The organism is Ruegeria sp. BJ3, from assembly GCF_056535665.1.
Genome location: NZ_JBQFIT010000001.1, coordinates 2,347,556 through 2,364,732, shown reverse-complemented (window position 1 = coordinate 2,364,732; position 17,177 = coordinate 2,347,556). Strand labels below are relative to the sequence as shown.

Here is a 17,177-nt window from a genome sequence, read left to right as displayed (position 1 = left end):
AGGACCGACCGATCTGCCAGTGCTTGTTGTGGGAAGGTGGATATCTGGAGCGGGCGATGAGATTCGAACTCACGACCCTAACCTTGGCAAGGTTATGCTCTACCCCTGAGCTACGCCCGCAATCAGATATCTTGTGCGACCTTTCGGTCCTCGTTGGAGCGGGCGATGAGATTCGAACTCACGACCCTAACCTTGGCAAGGTTATGCTCTACCCCTGAGCTACGCCCGCGCCGTCGAGTGAGGCGTGAACTATAAATTCTGGCGGAAAGCTGCAAGAGGAAAAACGCACTTGGCCGGAAAAAAATTTGCGACGGAAAAGGTGTGCTGAGCCGTTGAAACCTACAGCCACGGATATTGACAACGGTGGAGACGGAGGGATGAACAAGGTTGAGAACATAAAACTGACTGCGTTGGTCGGAGCCATGCTTCTGAGCCTCTTTGCAGGTCAGTTGAGAAACGAGCAAGCCTATGAAGTTAATGATATTTTCAAACTTCCGCCCGAGGTCAATTCTCTCGAACTGAGTGGGTAACAGCGGTTTCGTTCGAAGGCCAAATTTTGCCGTATTCGATAACTAGTATATGCATAATGCGAAATTTCTGCTCAAACTTGTGCCGGTTGGCGCAAGTATTTGGATACCTAAGAGGGGATTGGCATGCACTGGTTTATTTCCATGTCACGGGTTGTGGCGACATCTTTGTTGCTGACCGGGGCAGTTAGCTTCGTTGCGGTGTTGGCTACGCCAGATATCGCCATAGCCAAGAACGGGAATGGCAATGGAGGCGGAAATGGTAACGGTGGTGGAAACGGAAATAGTAACGGTGGCGGCAACGGAAATGGCAAAAGCGCCGAAAAATCCAGTGCCAGCCTCGGAGGATCTGCGCGCAGCACGAAGGGTGGGTCCGGCCAGGGCAAGGGTTTTCTCGCCGGTCTCGGTCTCGCTAAACCAAAGGCACAACGAAAGAACACCAAAACTACATCACGGACCAAAGGGCAGAACGGTTTTGCAGCCAAACTCGACGAATTCTTCACTGGAAAAAAGAAAGTCGAGAAGCCGATCCGTAAAGCGCGGGTAGCGGCGGCAGTTGTCGAGGAGCCGTATGTCAAACCAATCAAGCACGGCAAAATCGCGTCCGAGCTCAAGGGCTTGAATGCCGCGCACGCCAGCCAGACTGCCCTGATGAATGCGGCCCCGAACAGCATGCCGGGCAAGCTCTACAGCTATCAGCAGAGTATACTTGGTTTCTCTGGCGCGACAGAGGAGCTTGAAATGCGCGAACAGGAATTGTCCGAACTGGAAGGTCTGACCGAAGCGGAGATCGAGGACCAATTTGCGCCAACTGAAGAAGAAGCAGCCGAGGGCATCACCGCACAGGACAAATACGAGGATGCCGTGGCCGAAGCGGAGCAGGCTGTGACCGAAGCCGAAGAAGCCTTGGCAGGGGCGGATGATCCGCAGGAAGCACTTGATACCTTGACCGGTGGCCGTGACTTGTCCGATCCGGCTCTTCATGAACTGCACGATTTGTTGGGCTTGCCAGCGCCGATCGGGGAAGAGGTTTCGATCGACAGCACGCCGGAACAGTTGCCGCAGCAGCCCGTCGCGGAGTCAAGCGACGGCTGAACTCGCCCGCTCGGATGAAAAAAGGCGCGCTTGATGGCGCGCCTTTCTGTGTTTTAACGGTTTTATTCCAACTCGACCAAAAGATCCTTGGCGTCGATCTGGCCGCCGGGCTGGACATGCACCGCCTTCACGGTTGCGTCGCGTTCGGCATGGATGCCGGTTTCCATTTTCATGGCTTCGATCGTCAGCAGAAGGTCACCTTCTTTGACCTCCTGCCCGGCGGTGATCGCCACAGTCGAAACCACGCCCGGCATCGGCGCGCCGACATGGTTGGCGTTTCCGACCTCGGCCTTCGGGCGCTGGGCGGTCGAAGCTTGCACAAGGCGGTTGGGAACGCGGATGACGCGCGGTTGGCCATTGAGTTCAAAGAACACTTTGACCTCGCCATTCTCGTCCGTCTCCCCAATGGCCTGGCAGCGGATTTCCAGCGTTTTGCCCGGGTCGATCTCGGCCGAGATCTCCTCTCCCGGCTCCATTCCGTAAAAGAAGGTGCGGGTGGGCAGGGTGCGTACCGGGCCATAGATGCGGTGACGGCCCATGTAGTCCAGGAACACCTTGGGATACATCAGGTATCCGTTCAGGTCCTCGTCATCGACCTCCATGCCTTCCAGCTGTTTCGAGAGCTCCGCGCGGGTGGCCTCCAAATCAACCGGAGGCACGTCTTTGCCCGGCCGTTCGGTGTTCGGCTTTTCGCCTTTCAGCACCTTGGTCAAGATCGTTTCGGGGAAACCGCCCGGAGGCTGGCCCAGATTGCCGCGCATCATGTCGATGACTGAATCGGGGAAGGCCACGTCGGTCGAGGGATCCTCGACCTGCTCGCGGGTCAGGCCCTGACTGACCATCATCAGCGCCATGTCACCCACAACTTTCGAGGACGGCGTCACCTTGACGATGTCACCGAACATCTGGTTCACGTCCGCATACATCTGCGCGACTTCGTGCCAGCGTTCCTCCAGCCCCATCGAGCGCGCCTGCGCCTTGAGGTTGGTGAACTGGCCGCCCGGCATTTCGTGCAGATAGACCTCGGAGGCGGGGGCCTGCAGCCCGGATTCGAAGGCCGCGTATTGGCCGCGCACCGCCTCGAAGTAGTCGCTGATTTCGCGGATCGCCTTCACGTCCAACCCGGTGTCGCGGTCGGTGTGGCGCAGGGCCTCGACCACGGTGCCCAGCGTCGCCTGGCTGGTGTTGCCCGAGAAGCTGTCCATCGCGCAATCCACCACGTCCACGCCCGCCTCGCTGGCGGCCAGGATGGTGGCGCTGGCGATGCCGGCGGTGTCGTGGGTGTGGAAATGGATCGGCAGGCCGACCTCTTCCTTCAGTGCGCGGATCAGCACCCGCGCGGCGGCGGGTTTCAGCAGGCCGGCCATGTCCTTGAGGCCCAGAACATGGGCGCCGGCGTCGCGCAGTTCCTTGGCCATGCCGACATAGTATTTCAGATCATACTTGGCGCGGTTCGGGTCTAGGATGTCGCCGGTATAGCAGACGGTGCCTTCACAGATCTTGCCGTTCTCGATGACCGCATCCATCGCCACGCGCATGTTCTCGACCCAGTTCAGCGAGTCGAACACCCGGAACACGTCGATATTCCGCGAGGCCTGGCGCACGAATTCCTGCACCACGTTGTCGGGATAGTTGGTATAGCCCACCCCATTGGCACCGCGCAGCAGCATCTGGGTCATCAGGTTGGGCATGGCCTCGCGCAGGTCGCGCAGGCGCTGCCAGGGGCATTCCTGCAGGAAACGATAGGCCACGTCGAAAGTCGCCCCGCCCCAGCATTCGACGCTGAACAGCTGCGGCAGGTTCGCGGCATAGCTGGGTGCCACGCGGATCATGTCGATCGAGCGCATGCGGGTGGCCAGCAGCGACTGGTGCCCGTCGCGCATTGTGGTGTCAGTGATCAGCAACTGGCGCTGGGCCTTCATCCAGTCGGCCACGGCCTGCGGGCCTTTCTGTTCCAGCAGGTTGCGCGTGCCCATCAGCGGTTCGGCCTTGGGCGCGGGGGGCTTGGGTTCTTTCAGGTCGGCACGCGGGCGCGGGCGATCCTTGGTCTCGGGGTGCCCGTTGACCGTGATGTCGGCGATATAGGTCAGAACCTTGGTGCCCCGGTCGCGGCGCTTCTTGAACTGGAACAGCTCGGGCGTCTCGTCGATGAACTTGGTGGTGTATTCATTCGACAGGAAGGTCGGATGCTTCAGCAGGTTCTCGACAAAGGCGATGTTGGTTGAAACGCCGCGCACGCGGAACTCGCGCAGGGCGCGGTCCATGCGGGCGATCGCCTTTTCCGGAGTCGGCGCCCAGGCAGTGACTTTGGTCAGAAGCGAGTCGTAATACCGGGTGATCACCCCGCCCGCATAGGCCGTGCCACCATCCAGCCGGATGCCCATGCCCGTGGCCGAGCGATAGGCCGTGATGCGCCCATAGTCGGGGATGAAGTTGTTAAGCGGGTCTTCGGTGGTGACGCGCGTCTGCAGCGCGTGGCCGTTCAGGCGGATCTCGTCCTGGCTGTCCTTGCCGGTGGCCTCGGCCAGGGTCTTGCCCTCGGCGATCAGGATCTGCGCCTGCACGATGTCGATGCCGGTGACCTCTTCGGTCACGGTGTGTTCGACCTGGACGCGGGGGTTCACCTCGATGAAGTAGAACTTGCCGGTCTCCATATCCATCAGGAATTCGACCGTACCGGCGCATTCATAGTTCACGTGCGCGCAGATGCGGCGGCCTAGGTCGCAGATCTCGGCGCGTTGCTCTTCGGTCAGATAGGGGGCAGGGGCGCGTTCCACGACCTTCTGGTTTCGGCGCTGGACCGAGCAGTCGCGTTCATACAGGTGATAGATCTGCCCGTGTTTGTCGCCCAGGATCTGCACCTCGACATGGCGGGCGCGGGTGATCATCTTTTCCAGATAGCCCTCACCATTGCCGAATGCGGCCTCGGCCTCGCGGCGGCCCTCCAGAACCTTCTCTTCCAACTCGTCTTCGGAATAGATCGGGCGCATCCCGCGGCCGCCGCCGCCCCAGGACGCCTTGAGCATCAGCGGGTAGCCGATCTCGGCCGCTTCCTTGCGGATCGCGTCCATATCGTCGCCTAGCACCTCGGTCGCCGGGATCACCGGCACACCGGCGGCAATCGCCACCTTGCGGGCGCTGGCCTTGTCGCCCAGGGCGCGCATGGTCTCGGCCTTGGGGCCGATGAAGGTGATGCCGTTCTGAACGCAGGCATCTACGAAATCGGGGTTTTCCGACAGCAGGCCATAGCCCGGGTGGATGGCGTCAGCGCCGCTTTCCTTGGCGACGCGGATGATCTCGTCGATCGACAGATAGGCCGCGACCGGGCCCAGACCCTCGCCGATGCGATACGCCTCGTCCGCCTTGAACCGGTGCAGGCCCAGCTTGTCCTCCTCGGCATAGACGGCAACAGTGCGTTTGCCCATCTCGTTCGCGGCGCGCATCACGCGAATGGCAATCTCACCCCTGTTGGCGATCAGGATTTTCTTGAAGTCAGTCATGGCAAGTCCCGGTCTTTTGCATTTGGCCGTGTTAATAGACCGAGATTACGCGCAGATATATCTGTAGTTCTGGGTAGAACCGGCATGTTATCGCTCGCAAACGCCGCCTATTGCGGCGTTTTATGGCACATGCTGCATCGCGGCATCAATGTTTGCGTTAACATCAGGCAAATCTTTTAGCGTTGCGGCACCCAATTGTCCCATATTTGCAAGCATATCTTGCCGCAACATATCGATGACATGGGCCGGGCCGCGCACGCCTAATGCTGCAACGCCATAGAGGAAAGCCCGCCCGAGCATGACCAGATCGGCGCCCAAGGCCCGCGCCCGCAGAATGTCCAGCCCGCCCGAAACGCCGCTGTCGAAGATCAGCGGCAGGTCGGTTGCGGCGCGGATGGCGGGCAGCATGTCGATGCTGGCCGGCGCGCCATCGAACTGACGGCCACCGTGATTCGACACCCAAAGCGCGTCGATCCCGGCCTGTTTCAGCCGCTCGGCATCCTCGGGGCGCAGCACGCCCTTGATAATGAACGGCCCCTGCCAGTGATCGCGCAGCCACTCGACGTAATCCATGCCCGGAGAGGTCCTGAGCAGGTATCCGATATGCGCAGTGGGCGGCAGGTTGGCGGTGCCGTCGATATATTTGTCCAGCGTGCGCATCCGGGGCTTGCCGTGACGCGCCATGCCCCAGGCCCAGGCCGGGCGGGCGGCGATCTGCGCCAGCAGGCGCGGCGTCAGGCGCGGCGGATGGGTCAGGCCCGAGCGGGTCTGCCGTTCCCGGCGCGAGGCCACGGGCACGTCCACGGTCAGCACCAGCGTGCCGAACCCGGCGGACCGGGCGCGGTTCAGCAGGTCGGCTCGAATCTCGGGGTCCTTGGGCGGGTACAACTGGAACCAGGCGTCGGGTCCGATATGCGGGGCCATGTCCTCGGGGCTTTGGCTGGCGACGGTGGACAGAACATACGGAATGCCCGCCTGCGCGGCGGCGCGCGCCATCAGCGCCTCGGCCCCAGGCCAGACTAGCCCGCACATCCCGATCGGAGCCATGCCGAAGGGCAGCGGATGGTCGCGCCCCAGAAAGCGGGTGCTGGTGTCGAATTCCAGCGGGCCTTTCAGGATGGCGGGCAGAAACCCGATGCGGTCCAGCGCCGCCCGGTTGCGTTTCAGCGCGGTCTCGGCCCCGGTGCCGCTGTCGACATAGTCCCAGACAAAGCGCGGCAACCGACGGCGTGCGCGGCGCTTCAGATCCTCGATGCCCGGATAGGTGCTGTGCAGGTCCATGTCGATTGATCCGACCTGCCGCGCGATTCGGCAAGGGTTTCAGTCGGATGCAGCCTGCGCCTGACGGCTCAACCAGCGCTACGAAAGAAATTCGCAAAACCGTGCGAACAAGCCGTGAACAAACCCTTTCCCTCGGCGCGCTTCCGGCTTAGTTTGGGCGCATGAGCAGTTTCGATGAAAATGACGCCTTCGAGGGCGCCTCGCTGTCGGCCCGCGCCATGGCCGCGCTTCGGCCCGAGGCGGACTACTTGAATGAATTGAACCCGGCGCAGCGGGAAGCGGTCGAGCTGTTGGATGGCCCGATCCTGATGCTGGCCGGGGCGGGCACCGGCAAGACCAAGGCCCTGACCACCCGCATTGCGCATCTGCTGAACACCGGGCGGGCCCGCCCGAACGAGATTCTGGCGGTGACCTTCACCAACAAGGCCGCGCGCGAGATGAAGGAACGGGTCGGCCGCCTCCTGGGGCAGCCCGCCGAGGGGATGCCGTGGCTGGGCACCTTCCACTCGATCTGCGTCAAGCTGCTGCGCCGCCATGCCGAACTGGCGGGGCTGAAGTCGAACTTCACCATCCTCGACACCGACGACCAGCTGCGCCTGCTCAAGCAACTGGTGCAGGTTGCCAATATCGACGACAAGCGCTGGCCTGCACGGATGCTGGCCGGCATCATCGACGACTGGAAGAACCGTGCCCTGACGCCCGACAAGGTGCCCGCCGCCGATGCCGGGGCCTACAACAACAAGGGCGTCGAGCTTTATGCCCAATACCAGGCCCGCCTGCGCGAGCTGAACGCGGTGGATTTCGGCGACCTGCTGTTGCACATGGTCACCATCTTCCAGACCCACGCGGACGTGCTGGAACAATACCAGCGCTGGTTCCGCTACATCCTTGTGGACGAATACCAGGACACCAACATCGCCCAGTACCTGTGGCTGCGGCTGTTGGCGGGCGGGCACAAGAATATCTGCTGCGTCGGCGACGACGACCAGTCGATCTATGGCTGGCGCGGGGCCGAGGTGGGCAACATCCTGCGGTTCGAGAAGGACTTTCCCGGCGCCCATGTGGTGCGTCTGGAGCAGAACTACCGCTCGACCCCGCATATTCTGGCCGCCGCCTCGAACGTGATCCGTGGCAATGAAAGCCGTCTGGGAAAGGAGTTGTGGACCGACAAGCCCGGGGGCGAAAAGGTCCGCCTGATCGGCCACTGGGATGGTGAGGAGGAGGCCCGCTGGATCGGCGAGGAGATCGACGCCATGCAGGGCGGCACCCGCGGCGTGCGGCCGATGAACCTGGACGAAATCGCCATCTTGGTGCGCGCCAGCCACCAGATGCGCGCCTTCGAGGATCGGTTCCTGACCATCGGTCTGCCCTACAAGGTGATCGGCGGCCCTCGATTCTATGAACGTATGGAGATCCGCGATGCCATGGCCTATTTCCGGTTGGTGGTCAGCCCCGAGGATGATCTGGCCTTCGAGCGGATCGTGAACACCCCCAAGCGCGGCCTTGGAGACAAGGCGCAGCAGACGATCCAGCGCACCGCGCGCGAACATGGTGTGTCGCTGGTCCAGGGCGCGCGGATCGCTGTGGAGCAAGGGCTGATCAAGGGCAAGGGCGGCGCAGCTCTGCGCGAACTGGTCGAAGGGCTGGCGCGCTGGAACGCGATGACCCGCGGCCCCCGGATCGAGATCGAGGATGATGCGGTCATCGACGACGGCAGCGCGCCCGTGCGCTATGGCCCGCCCGAGGTGTCGCATATCGAACTGGCGCAGATCGTGCTGGACGAGTCCGGCTATACCGCCCACTGGCAGAACGACAAGACGCCCGAGGCGCCGGGGCGGCTGGAAAACCTGAAGGAACTGGTCAACCAGCTGGACAATTTCGAAAACCTGCAAGGGTTCTTGGAACATGTCAGCCTGGTGATGGACAACGAACAGGACAGCGGCGGGCCCAAGGTCTCGATCATGACCCTGCACGCGGCCAAGGGGCTCGAGTTTCCCGCCGTGTTCCTGCCGGGGTGGGAGGACGGTCTGTTCCCCTCGCAACGGTCGATGGACGAAACCGGCCTCAAGGGGCTCGAGGAAGAACGGCGGCTGGCCTATGTGGGAATCACCCGTGCCGAGGAGGTCTGCACCATTTCCTTCGCCGCCAACCGGCGGGTGTTCGGGCAGTGGCAGAACGCGATGCCCTCGCGCTTCATCGACGAATTGCCCGAGGATCATGTTGAGGTTTTGCCCGGGGCAGGTTTGCACGGCAACCGGCAGATGTCGGCAGGCATCGAGACCCGCGCGGCGCAGGCCAATGTCTACAACTCGCCGGGCTGGAAACGGATGCAGGCGCGGCAGGGGCAATACGGCATGTCGCAGCCGCGTGAATCCCGCAACACCGTGATCGACGCGACCGCCGTGGCCAGCTTTACCCTGGGCGAGCGGGTGTTCCACCAGAAGTTCGGCTATGGCGGCGTGGTCGGGATCGAGGGGGACAAGGTCGAGGTCGAGTTCGACAAGGCCGGAACCAAGAAGGTCGTCGCGCAGTATCTATCCGCAAAAGACGACGTGCCGTTCTGATCCAGCGGAATGTGCCTCCCGGCACATGCTCGACTTTTTTGTTTGGCGCCCGGTCCTGCCCGTGGCGCCTTTTTCATGCCGAATGAAAAAAAACGGCGGTTCCCAGGGAGGAGGAGGGAACCGCCGTTCTTGTCAACATCAGAGCAGGGAGGAGGAGAGCCCCGATGTATCCGAACCCGGGTTTTCCCCGGTATCTGAAGCGCGCGGTGACACCAGGGAGGAGGAAGGGTGCCACCGCGCTCTTTTCACATCGGGAAGGGAGGAGGAGAACCCGATGTATGCGTTTCCGGGTCTGGCCCGGTATTTGAAGGGCGCGGTGGCATCAGGGAGGAGGAAGATGCCACCGCGCGCTTTCAACATCAGAGCAGGGAGGAGGAGAGCCCCGATGTATCAGCATCCGGCAGGTTGAGGCCGGTATAGGGTGCGGCAGCATCAGGGAGGAGGAGAGATGCTGCCGCTGAAATACAGGTCCTATGGGAGGAGGAGTGGACCTGATCTCGGTGTTTCGTGGCGCTTAGCGCGCAAATTGTTCTTCGGCGGCCTGCATGGCCAGGCGACGGATCATCGAACGGTGCAGGCCCAGATCGGCCAGCTCGCGGTCCGACAGTTCTGACAGTTCGTTCACCGTCTGGCGGTACACGCGATAGCGTGCGATACGGGTCTTCATGGTTTCGATCAGAGAGGCGAAACCAAATGTCGATGCGCTTTTGTGTGCGCTGTTGGTGCTTGCGACTGCCATGTTCGTTACCCAATCATCTGTCGTTTCCGCCGCGATGTTCCGGCGCTTGCTTGAGACTGAAGATAGGCAAATGCTGCGATTGCACAATACCGGACAGGATCAATGCTGCTATGCAGCAAGTGCATAGATTGACTGCCGGAATCCAGACACCCGAAAATATACCTTTAAAATATGGATATTTTCGTTAGCGCGAACTGCGGGGCATTGCTCGGGTCTGGCTACCGCCCATCATTTTGATGAAAATTTGCGCGCGTAAACGTGGAATTTGTGCGGTTCAGGATTGCGCGATTTTTGTGCGTCTGGGTCAACTCCCGATTTGGGTGGGGTCATGGGACTTTGTGGGACTGGCGGGAATTGGTGGGAAATCCGGGGCGGTCTCTCCGGGGCTCGGCCAGGAACGCAGGGTGATTCGGCGCCATATGGCCGAATTAGTGGGGGTACTGGACGGACTCAGGGTCGTTCCGCAGAAAATGTGGGAAATCGTGGGAAAAATTTTCCAGCGCGATATTTGTCTATATGTTGTGTTGGATTGGTTTAGTGCGTCTAACTGTGGACGGATTTCATGTTTGCGTATGGATTTCTACTGCTGTAGCTTTCCGAATCTAACCTTATTGGAAAAAAATCTCATTGATTTCCATGAATTCCCATGGCATCCCTTATTCATCCGATGAGGACGAGGCACATGGGGCGCCAAACGACCCCGAACCAAAAATAAACAGGTTTCATACAGGCATCTCGCTTTCATCACTCAAGAGATCCGGCGCGCGGGCGAGCAGACATCCCCCCAGGTGGCGCGCGCAGCTGGACATCCCGCGAAGCGGGTCAATGCGGCGGGTTGATCAGTGGCAGCAGATCAACCCGCCGTTTTTCATCCGGGGGAAGACGTAGGTGGGGCGCAAGCGAAAGGGACAGTCGTCTTGGCGCGCAGGTTTAGAGGTGAAAGCCACCACAAGGTGGACGCGAAGGGCAGGGTGTCGATCCCGGCCTCGTTTCGCCGTGTGCTCGAGGCCTCGGACCCCAACTGGCAGCCTGGCGACAATCCTGAACTGGTAATCGTATACGGTGACCACCGCCGCAAATACCTTGAATGCTATACTATGGAGGCGATCGACGAGGTCGACGCCAAGATCGACGCGCTGCCGCGCGGCTCGATGCAGCGCAAGATGTTGCAGCGCCTGTTCCACGGGCAGTCTTTCCCGACCAACGTCGATGAAACCGGACGCCTGGTGTTGCCGGCCAAGCTGCGCAACAAGATCGGGCTGGAAGGCGAGGCGTTCTTCATCGCCGCGGGCGACACGTTCCAGATCTGGAAACCCGAGACATACGAGGCCGAGGAACTGGCCGCCACCGAAGACTGGTTGGACGAACTGCCCGAGGATTTCGATCCGATGCAGTTCCTTGATGGCATCGAAGGTGCGTGACGGCATGGCCGGCGCGGATCACACTTCATCTGATAAACCCCACATTCCCGTTCTGCTGCGCCCGTTGCTGGACGCGGTTCATCCGGTATCTGGCACGTGGCTGGATGGCACCTTTGGTGCAGGCGGCTATACCCGGGGTTTGCTTGAGGCTGGCGCCGACACGGTTATCGGTGTCGATCGCGATCCGTTGGCCTTTGAAATGGCGGCGGAGTGGGCAGCCGTATATGGCGATCGGCTGGTGATGCAGCCGGGTGTCTTTTCTCGCATGGATGAATACGCCAGCAACCTCGATGGCGTGGTGCTGGACCTTGGTGTCTCGTCCATGCAGCTGGATCAGGCCGAGCGCGGCTTTTCCTTCATGAAGGACGGCCCACTGGACATGCGCATGAGCCAGGAGGGCGAAAGCGCAGCTGATCTGGTCAACAGCGCGACCGAGGAGCAGTTGGCCGACATCCTGTTCCACTATGGCGAAGAACGGGCCAGCCGCCGCATCGCGCGCGCCATCGTCAAGGCCCGCACCGAGTCGCCCATCACCACCACCCTGCGTCTGGCCGAGATCGTCGAATCCTGCCTGCCGCGCGCCAAGCCCGGACAATCCCATCCGGCCACTCGGTCGTTCCAGGCGCTCCGCATTGCGGTGAATGCCGAATACGAGGAGCTGTTCCAGGGCCTGATGGCCGCCGAGCGCGCGTTGAAGCCGGGCGGGCAACTGGCCGTGGTCACCTTCCACTCGGTCGAGGACCGAATGGTCAAACGCTTTTTCCAGTCGCGCGCGGGCAAGACCGGCCGTGCCAACCGCTATGCGCCCGAGATCCAGCAGGATCAGCCGCAATTCACATTGAAGACTCGCAAGGCCATCGGCCCCGACCCGCAGGAGTTGCAGGACAACCCGCGCGCGCGCTCGGCCAAGTTGCGGGTTGCTGTTCGTACCGATGCTCCGGCGGGGGAAATTGATGCCCGCGCCATTGGCATGCCCATGATCGGGGGAAAGGCAAGATGAAGAGTATTCTGTTTGTATTGACCGCCTTGGGTGTTTTCGGGCTGGCCTTGTGGGCCTATCAGGAAAACTACCGCACCCAACAGGTACTGAAGGAAACCCAGTCCCTGCAGCACCAGATCGGCGCGGCGCAGGCCCGGCTGGCTGTGTTGCAGGCCGAATGGGCCTATCTGAACCGCCCGGACCGACTGCGTGAATTGGCTGACCTGAATTTCGAGCGTCTGGGCCTGCTGCCGCTTCGTGCCGAGCAGTTCGGACGCGCGGACCAGATCGCCTATGCGGAGGATCCCGACCTGCCCATCGCCGACCCGATCGAATTGCAGGCGATCACCGACACCCAGGCCCTGGGCGAGGTGCAGATCCCATGACCCGAACACCGCTCCGCCCGCTTGCCCGCATCCTCGAGGCCCGCGCCCGCGGGGAAAACCCAAAGGTGATCGAACGCGAGAATATCCGCCGCCGCCACGAAGAGATGAAGGACCGCGCCCGCGCTCGCGCCGAGGGGCGGTTGCTGGTGCTCAGCGCGTTTTTCTTTGCGGCTTTTGCCGTTGTCGGGTTCCGGATGGGCGCTTTGGCTACTTCGGAGGCGCAAGAGCCGCTGGCGAGCGCCCCGGGCGCGTCGATTGCCATGCAGCGGGCGAATATCGTGGACCGCGAAGGCCGAATCCTTGCGACCAACCTCGATACCTATTCCGTTTATGCCCAGCCCCCGCTGATGATCGATCCGATCGCGGCCGCGGAAAAGCTGGTGGCGATCTTCCCGGATCTGGACAAAGAGCGGTTGGTCAAGGACTTCACCGGCAAGCGCAAATTCCTGTGGATCAAGAAACGCATCTCGCCCGAGCAGAAACAGGCGGTGCACGACATCGGCGATCCGGGCATCCTGTTCGGTCCGCGCGAAATGCGGCTTTATCCCAACGGCCGGCTGGCCGCGCATATCCTTGGCGGGTCAGGCTTTGGGCGCGAAGGCGTCTCGGCTGCCGAGGTGATCGGTGTGGCCGGGGTGGAAAAACAGTTCGATGACTATCTGCGCGACCCGGCCAACGGAACCAAGCCGCTGCAGCTGTCGCTTGACCTGACCGTTCAGGCAGCGGTGGAACAAGTGCTGGACGGCGGCATGAAGATCATGAACGCCAAAGGCGCCTCGGCGGTTCTGATGAACGCCCATACCGGCGAAGTGATTGCTGCCGCCTCGTTGCCCTCGTTCGATCCGAACGACCGTCCGCGCCCGCCGACCTCGGGCTTTGACCCCTCGGACAGCCCTCTGTTCAACCGCTATGTGCAGGGCGTGTACGAATTGGGGTCGATCTTCAAGATCTTCACTGCCGCGCAAGCGGTCGATCTGGGGCTGGTAAATGCAGACACGATCATCGACACCTCGGGCCCGATGAAGATCGGGCGTTTCCCGATCGGCGAATTCAACGGCAAGAATTACGGCAAGATCAGCGTGGCCGATGTGATTGTGCACAGCTCGAACCGCGGCACGGGGCGGTTGGCGCTGCAGATCGGCGCCGAGCGCCAGCAACAGTTCCTGGACGCGCTGGGCATGTTCGACCCCACGCCGTTCGAGATCGTCGAGGCCAAGGGTGGGGTGCCGCTCAAGCCCAAGAAGTGGGGTGAATTGAGCACCGTCACCATTTCCTACGGCCACGGCCTGTCGACCAGCCCGATGCATCTGGCGGCGGGCTATGCGGCCATCGCCAATGGCGGGCATTATGTCAGTCCCACGATCCTGCGCCGCAACGGCCCGCAATACGGGCCGCGCGTGATGTCGGAAAGCGCGGCCAAACAATCGTTGATGATGCTGCGCAAGGTGGTGACGGATGGAACCGCCAGCTTTGGTGACGTTCCGGGCTATGCTGTGGCCGGCAAAACTGGCACCGCCGACAAGCCCAAGCCGCGCGGCGGCTACTATGATGACAAGGTGATCGCCACCTTCGCTTCGGTTTTTCCGGCCTACGATCCGAAATATGTACTGATCGTTGCGCTGGACGAACCGTCGATCCTGGCCTACGGCGAAAAGCGCCGCACGGCAGGCTGGACGGCGGTGCCCGTGGCGGCCGAGTTGATCGGCCGCATCGCGCCGCTGCTGGGGCTGCGTCCGCGGCTTGAGCCTGAGGATCGCGCTGCTATAACGCTGACCTCGAATTAGGCAGTCCGACAGAGGTGGGTCATGGGCGCAAGGTCAAAGAAACTCAGCCAACTGGCCCTGACCGCGCGCGGCGGTGCCGACCCGGAGATTACCGGGCTGGCCGTTGACAGCCGTCAGGTCAAGGACGGCTTTTTGTTCGCGGCGCTGCCGGGGACGCGCGTGCATGGCGGCGAATTCATCCAATATGCCCTGCGCATGGGGGCCGCCGCCATTCTGACCGATGCCGAAGGCGCACGGATCGCCGCTGATGAACTGGCCGCCTCGGACGCCGCCCTGGTGGTGGTGCAGGACCCGCGCCAGACGCTGGCATACACCGCCGCATTGTGGTTCGGGGCGCAGCCGCGCACCATGGTGGCGGTCACCGGCACCAACGGCAAGACCTCGATTTCAACCTTCGTGCGCCAGATCTGGACCGAGTTGGGACACATGGCCGTCAACCTCGGCACCACAGGGGTCGAGGGCGCGTGGACGGCACCGCTGGCCCACACGACGCCCGAACCCATTACCCTGCATCGCTGTCTGGCCGAGGCCGCCAAGGCCGGCGTGACCCACGCCGCGATGGAGGCCTCGTCGCACGGGCTGGAACAGCGCCGGCTGGACGGCGTGCATCTGACGGCGGCGGGGTTTTCGAATTTCACCCAGGATCACCTGGACTATCACGCGACGTTCGAGGCGTATTTCGCCGCCAAGGCCGGCCTGTTCGACCGGGTTCTGCCGCAGGACGGAACGGCCGTGATCAACATGGATGATCCGAAAGGCGTCGCGATCCGTGATATCGCGCAAGCACGCGGTCAGACAGTTCTGACCGTGGGCAGCGGGGATGTCGATCTTTGCCTGTTGAATCAACGGTTCGACGCCACCGGGCAGGATCTGCGCTTTGCCTGGCGCGGCAAGACCTTCCAGACCCGGCTGAAACTGATCGGCGGGTTCCAGGCGGAAAACGTTCTGCTGGCCTGCGGATTGGTCATCGCCAGCGGAGACGAGGCTGAACATGTCTTCGACACCCTACCGCATCTGACCACGGTGCGGGGGCGGATGCAGTTGGCCGCGACCCGCGGCAACGGGGCGGCGGTATTCGTCGACTACGCGCACACGCCCGATGCTGTGGCCACCGCGTTGCAGGCACTGCGTCCGCATGTGATGGGCCGGTTGATCGCCATCGTCGGCGCGGGCGGCGACCGCGACGCGACCAAGCGCCCGCTGATGGGCCGCGCCGCGGCCGAGAACGCCGATATCGTGTTTGTCACCGACGACAACCCGCGCTCGGAAGACCCCGCCGCCATCCGCGCCGCGGTGATGGCCGGGGGCCCCGACGCAACCGAGGTTGCCGACCGGGCAGAGGCCATCCTGCGCGGCATCGATGCATTGCAGCCGGGCGATGCGCTGCTGATCGCGGGCAAGGGGCACGAGACCGGGCAAATCGTCGGTGACCAGGTTCTGCCCTTCGATGATGTGGAGCAGGCCAGCATCGCCGTGGCCGCACTGGACGGGAGGGTCGCATGACGCTCTGGACCGCATCCGAGGCCGCCGCCGCGACGGGCGGACGGGCCACGACCGACTGGCAGGCGGGCGGCGTGTCCATCGATACGCGCACGCTGCAACCGGGCGACCTGTTCGTGGCGTTGAAGGCGGCGCGCGACGGGCATGATTTCGTGGCGCAGGCGCTGGAAAAAGGGGCCGCCGCCGCGCTGGTCTCGCGGGTGCCCGACGGTGTGGCCCCCGATGCGCCGCTGCTGATCGTCGATGACGTACAGACCGCGCTCGAGGCGTTGGGCCGCGCCGCCCGTGACCGGTGCAAGGCCCGCGTGGTTGGGGTGACGGGAAGTGTCGGCAAGACCTCGACCAAGGAGATGCTGGCGACCATCCTGTCGGATCAGGGCCGCACCCATGCCAGCGTCGCCAGCTACAACAACCATTGGGGCGTGCCGCTGACTCTGGCCCGGATGCCGCGCGACACCGAATATGCGGTGATCGAGATCGGCATGAACCACCCCGGCGAAATTGCCCCCCTGGCGCGGCAGGCCCGCCCGCATGTGGCGCTGGTCACCACCGTCGCCGCGGTTCACCTCGAGGCGTTCGAGTCGGTTGCCGGCATAGCCCACGAAAAGGCCGCCATCTTTGATGGGCTGGAGGCCGGCGGCACTGCCATCGTGAACGCCGACCTGGATCACACCGACATCCTGCGCACCTGCGCCGCCCGGCATGGCGCCGTGATCGTGGATTTCGGCCGCACCGCATCGGATTATCGGCTGACCGGCGTGACCCAGTCGCCCACGGACATTCACGTCACCGCCGACGTTATGGGCCAGCCTTTCGCCTTCGACGTGCAATCGGCGGGGACGCATTTTGCCATGAACGCCCTGGGCGCGCTGGCTGCCTGCGTCGCGCTGGGTGTCGATCTGGACGCGGCCATTGCCGGCCTGGCCAAATGGGCGCCGGTCACGGGGCGGGGCGTGCGCGAGACGCTGGCCCTGCCGGATGGCGGGCAGATCGAACTGCTGGATGACAGCTACAACGCCAATCCGACCTCGATGGCGGCGGCATTGGATGTGCTGGCGGCAGCTAAGTGCGAAAGGCGCATCGCCTTTCTGGGCGACATGAAAGAGCTGGGGCCCGATGAACGCGCGATGCACACAGCGATGGCAGAAGTGCCGGCCATGAAGCAGATCGACAAGGTGCACTGCATCGGTCCGTTGATGCGGGCGCTGCACGAGGCCCTGCCCGAGGACAAGCGCGGGCTGTGGTTTGAGACGAGCGCGGAAATGGCACAAGAGCTGCCGCAGCTGGTTCGGGCGGGCGATGCCGTGTTGGCCAAAGGCTCTCTCAGCATGGCGCTGGCACGGATTGTTGACGGTTTGCGGAAAATGGGGCAAGTGGGCGCGCTTGATGCATGACCACCCA

General features: G+C 62.7%; 12 protein-coding genes and 2 tRNA genes. 9 read left to right on the top strand and 5 right to left on the bottom strand.

Translation table 11 applies throughout. The features are described 5' to 3' along the window. Positions 1–45: 45 nt before the first annotated feature. Positions 46–120: transfer RNA gene (locus ACR3EL_RS11810), tRNA-Gly, on the bottom strand. 34 nt (positions 121–154) lie between these two features. Then, positions 155–229, bottom strand: a tRNA-Gly gene (locus tag ACR3EL_RS11805). 148 nt (positions 230–377) lie between these two features. On the opposite strand from ACR3EL_RS11805, the gene ACR3EL_RS11800 reads away from it, so the two are divergent. Together ACR3EL_RS11800 and ACR3EL_RS11795 are read left to right on the top strand one after the other, a co-directional pair. Next, entirely contained in the window at positions 378–530 is a 153-nt protein-coding gene (locus ACR3EL_RS11800; RefSeq protein ID WP_170340270.1) for a hypothetical protein, read from the top strand. Between the two features lie 123 nt (positions 531–653). Continuing rightward, positions 654–1,622 carry a hypothetical protein gene (locus ACR3EL_RS11795; protein ID WP_170339495.1) on the top strand — a complete coding sequence of 323 codons (969 nt, stop codon included), beginning with the start codon at positions 654–656 and terminating at the stop codon, positions 1,620–1,622. A gap of 62 nt (positions 1,623–1,684) precedes the next feature. On the opposite strand, the gene ACR3EL_RS11790 is transcribed toward ACR3EL_RS11795, so the two are convergent. Further along, a complete protein-coding gene (locus ACR3EL_RS11790) occupies positions 1,685–5,122 on the bottom strand; it encodes a pyruvate carboxylase (RefSeq protein WP_170340273.1) in 3,438 nt (1,145 codons plus the stop codon). Between the two features lie 120 nt (positions 5,123–5,242). Continuing rightward, complete coding sequence (locus tag ACR3EL_RS11785) at positions 5,243–6,403, bottom strand: alpha-hydroxy acid oxidase (RefSeq protein ID WP_480721673.1); 1,161 nt, start codon at positions 6,401–6,403, stop codon at positions 5,243–5,245. Between the two features lie 161 nt (positions 6,404–6,564). On the opposite strand from ACR3EL_RS11785, the gene ACR3EL_RS11780 reads away from it, so the two are divergent. After that, complete coding sequence (locus ACR3EL_RS11780) at positions 6,565–8,967, top strand: ATP-dependent helicase (RefSeq protein ID WP_170340277.1); 2,403 nt, start codon at positions 6,565–6,567, stop codon at positions 8,965–8,967. A 514-nt stretch (positions 8,968–9,481) separates the two neighbouring features. On the opposite strand, the gene ACR3EL_RS11775 is transcribed toward ACR3EL_RS11780, so the two are convergent. Further along, entirely contained in the window at positions 9,482–9,706 is a 225-nt protein-coding gene (locus tag ACR3EL_RS11775) for a DUF1127 domain-containing protein (RefSeq protein WP_093964832.1), read from the bottom strand. A gap of 917 nt (positions 9,707–10,623) precedes the next feature. Here ACR3EL_RS11775 and mraZ point away from each other — a divergent pair. Genes mraZ through ACR3EL_RS11745 form a run of 6 tightly spaced genes read left to right on the top strand, consistent with a single transcriptional unit; the run spans position 10,624 to position 17,170 of the window. Beyond that, positions 10,624–11,127: a division/cell wall cluster transcriptional repressor MraZ gene (mraZ, locus tag ACR3EL_RS11770; RefSeq protein ID WP_093965061.1), complete on the top strand. Its 504-nt coding sequence runs from the start codon at positions 10,624–10,626 to the stop codon at positions 11,125–11,127. A gap of 4 nt (positions 11,128–11,131) precedes the next feature. Continuing rightward, complete coding sequence (gene rsmH, locus ACR3EL_RS11765) at positions 11,132–12,127, top strand: 16S rRNA (cytosine(1402)-N(4))-methyltransferase RsmH (RefSeq protein WP_170340544.1); 996 nt, start codon at positions 11,132–11,134, stop codon at positions 12,125–12,127. Continuing rightward, the gene (gene ftsL, locus ACR3EL_RS11760) at positions 12,124–12,492 is read left to right on the top strand and encodes a cell division protein FtsL (protein WP_093964833.1); all 369 of its coding nucleotides are present in this window, start codon (positions 12,124–12,126) and stop codon (positions 12,490–12,492) included. The genes rsmH and ftsL overlap by 4 nt, the downstream gene beginning before the upstream one ends. Continuing rightward, a complete protein-coding gene (locus ACR3EL_RS11755; protein WP_170454582.1) occupies positions 12,489–14,276 on the top strand; it encodes a peptidoglycan D,D-transpeptidase FtsI family protein in 1,788 nt (595 codons plus the stop codon). Before ftsL ends, ACR3EL_RS11755 begins: the two co-directional genes overlap by 4 nt. A 21-nt stretch (positions 14,277–14,297) precedes the next feature. Beyond that, positions 14,298–15,779: a UDP-N-acetylmuramoyl-L-alanyl-D-glutamate--2,6-diaminopimelate ligase gene (locus tag ACR3EL_RS11750; RefSeq protein WP_480721669.1), complete on the top strand. Its 1,482-nt coding sequence runs from the start codon at positions 14,298–14,300 to the stop codon at positions 15,777–15,779. Next, entirely contained in the window at positions 15,776–17,170 is a 1,395-nt protein-coding gene (locus ACR3EL_RS11745; protein WP_170340283.1) for a UDP-N-acetylmuramoyl-tripeptide--D-alanyl-D-alanine ligase, read from the top strand. Before ACR3EL_RS11750 ends, ACR3EL_RS11745 begins: the two co-directional genes overlap by 4 nt. Positions 17,171–17,177 lie beyond the last annotated feature (7 nt).

Excerpts from the sequence above, each read along its gene's own strand:
- ACR3EL_RS11800 (WP_170340270.1), top strand. The coding sequence starts at position 378 with ATGAACAAGGTTGAGAACATAAAACTGACTGCGTTGGTCGGAGCCATG.
- ACR3EL_RS11795 (WP_170339495.1), top strand. The coding sequence starts at position 654 with ATGCACTGGTTTATTTCCATGTCACGGGTTGTGGCGACATCTTTGTTG.
- ACR3EL_RS11790 (WP_170340273.1), bottom strand. The coding sequence starts at position 5,122 with ATGACTGACTTCAAGAAAATCCTGATCGCCAACAGGGGTGAGATTGCC.
- ACR3EL_RS11785 (WP_480721673.1), bottom strand. The coding sequence starts at position 6,403 with ATGGACCTGCACAGCACCTATCCGGGCATCGAGGATCTGAAGCGCCGC.
- ACR3EL_RS11780 (WP_170340277.1), top strand. The coding sequence starts at position 6,565 with ATGAGCAGTTTCGATGAAAATGACGCCTTCGAGGGCGCCTCGCTGTCG.
- ACR3EL_RS11775 (WP_093964832.1), bottom strand. The coding sequence starts at position 9,706 with ATGGCAGTCGCAAGCACCAACAGCGCACACAAAAGCGCATCGACATTT.
- rsmH (WP_170340544.1), top strand. The coding sequence starts at position 11,132 with ATGGCCGGCGCGGATCACACTTCATCTGATAAACCCCACATTCCCGTT.
- ftsL (WP_093964833.1), top strand. The coding sequence starts at position 12,124 with ATGAAGAGTATTCTGTTTGTATTGACCGCCTTGGGTGTTTTCGGGCTG.
- ACR3EL_RS11755 (WP_170454582.1), top strand. The coding sequence starts at position 12,489 with ATGACCCGAACACCGCTCCGCCCGCTTGCCCGCATCCTCGAGGCCCGC.
- ACR3EL_RS11750 (WP_480721669.1), top strand. The coding sequence starts at position 14,298 with ATGGGCGCAAGGTCAAAGAAACTCAGCCAACTGGCCCTGACCGCGCGC.
- ACR3EL_RS11745 (WP_170340283.1), top strand. The coding sequence starts at position 15,776 with ATGACGCTCTGGACCGCATCCGAGGCCGCCGCCGCGACGGGCGGACGG.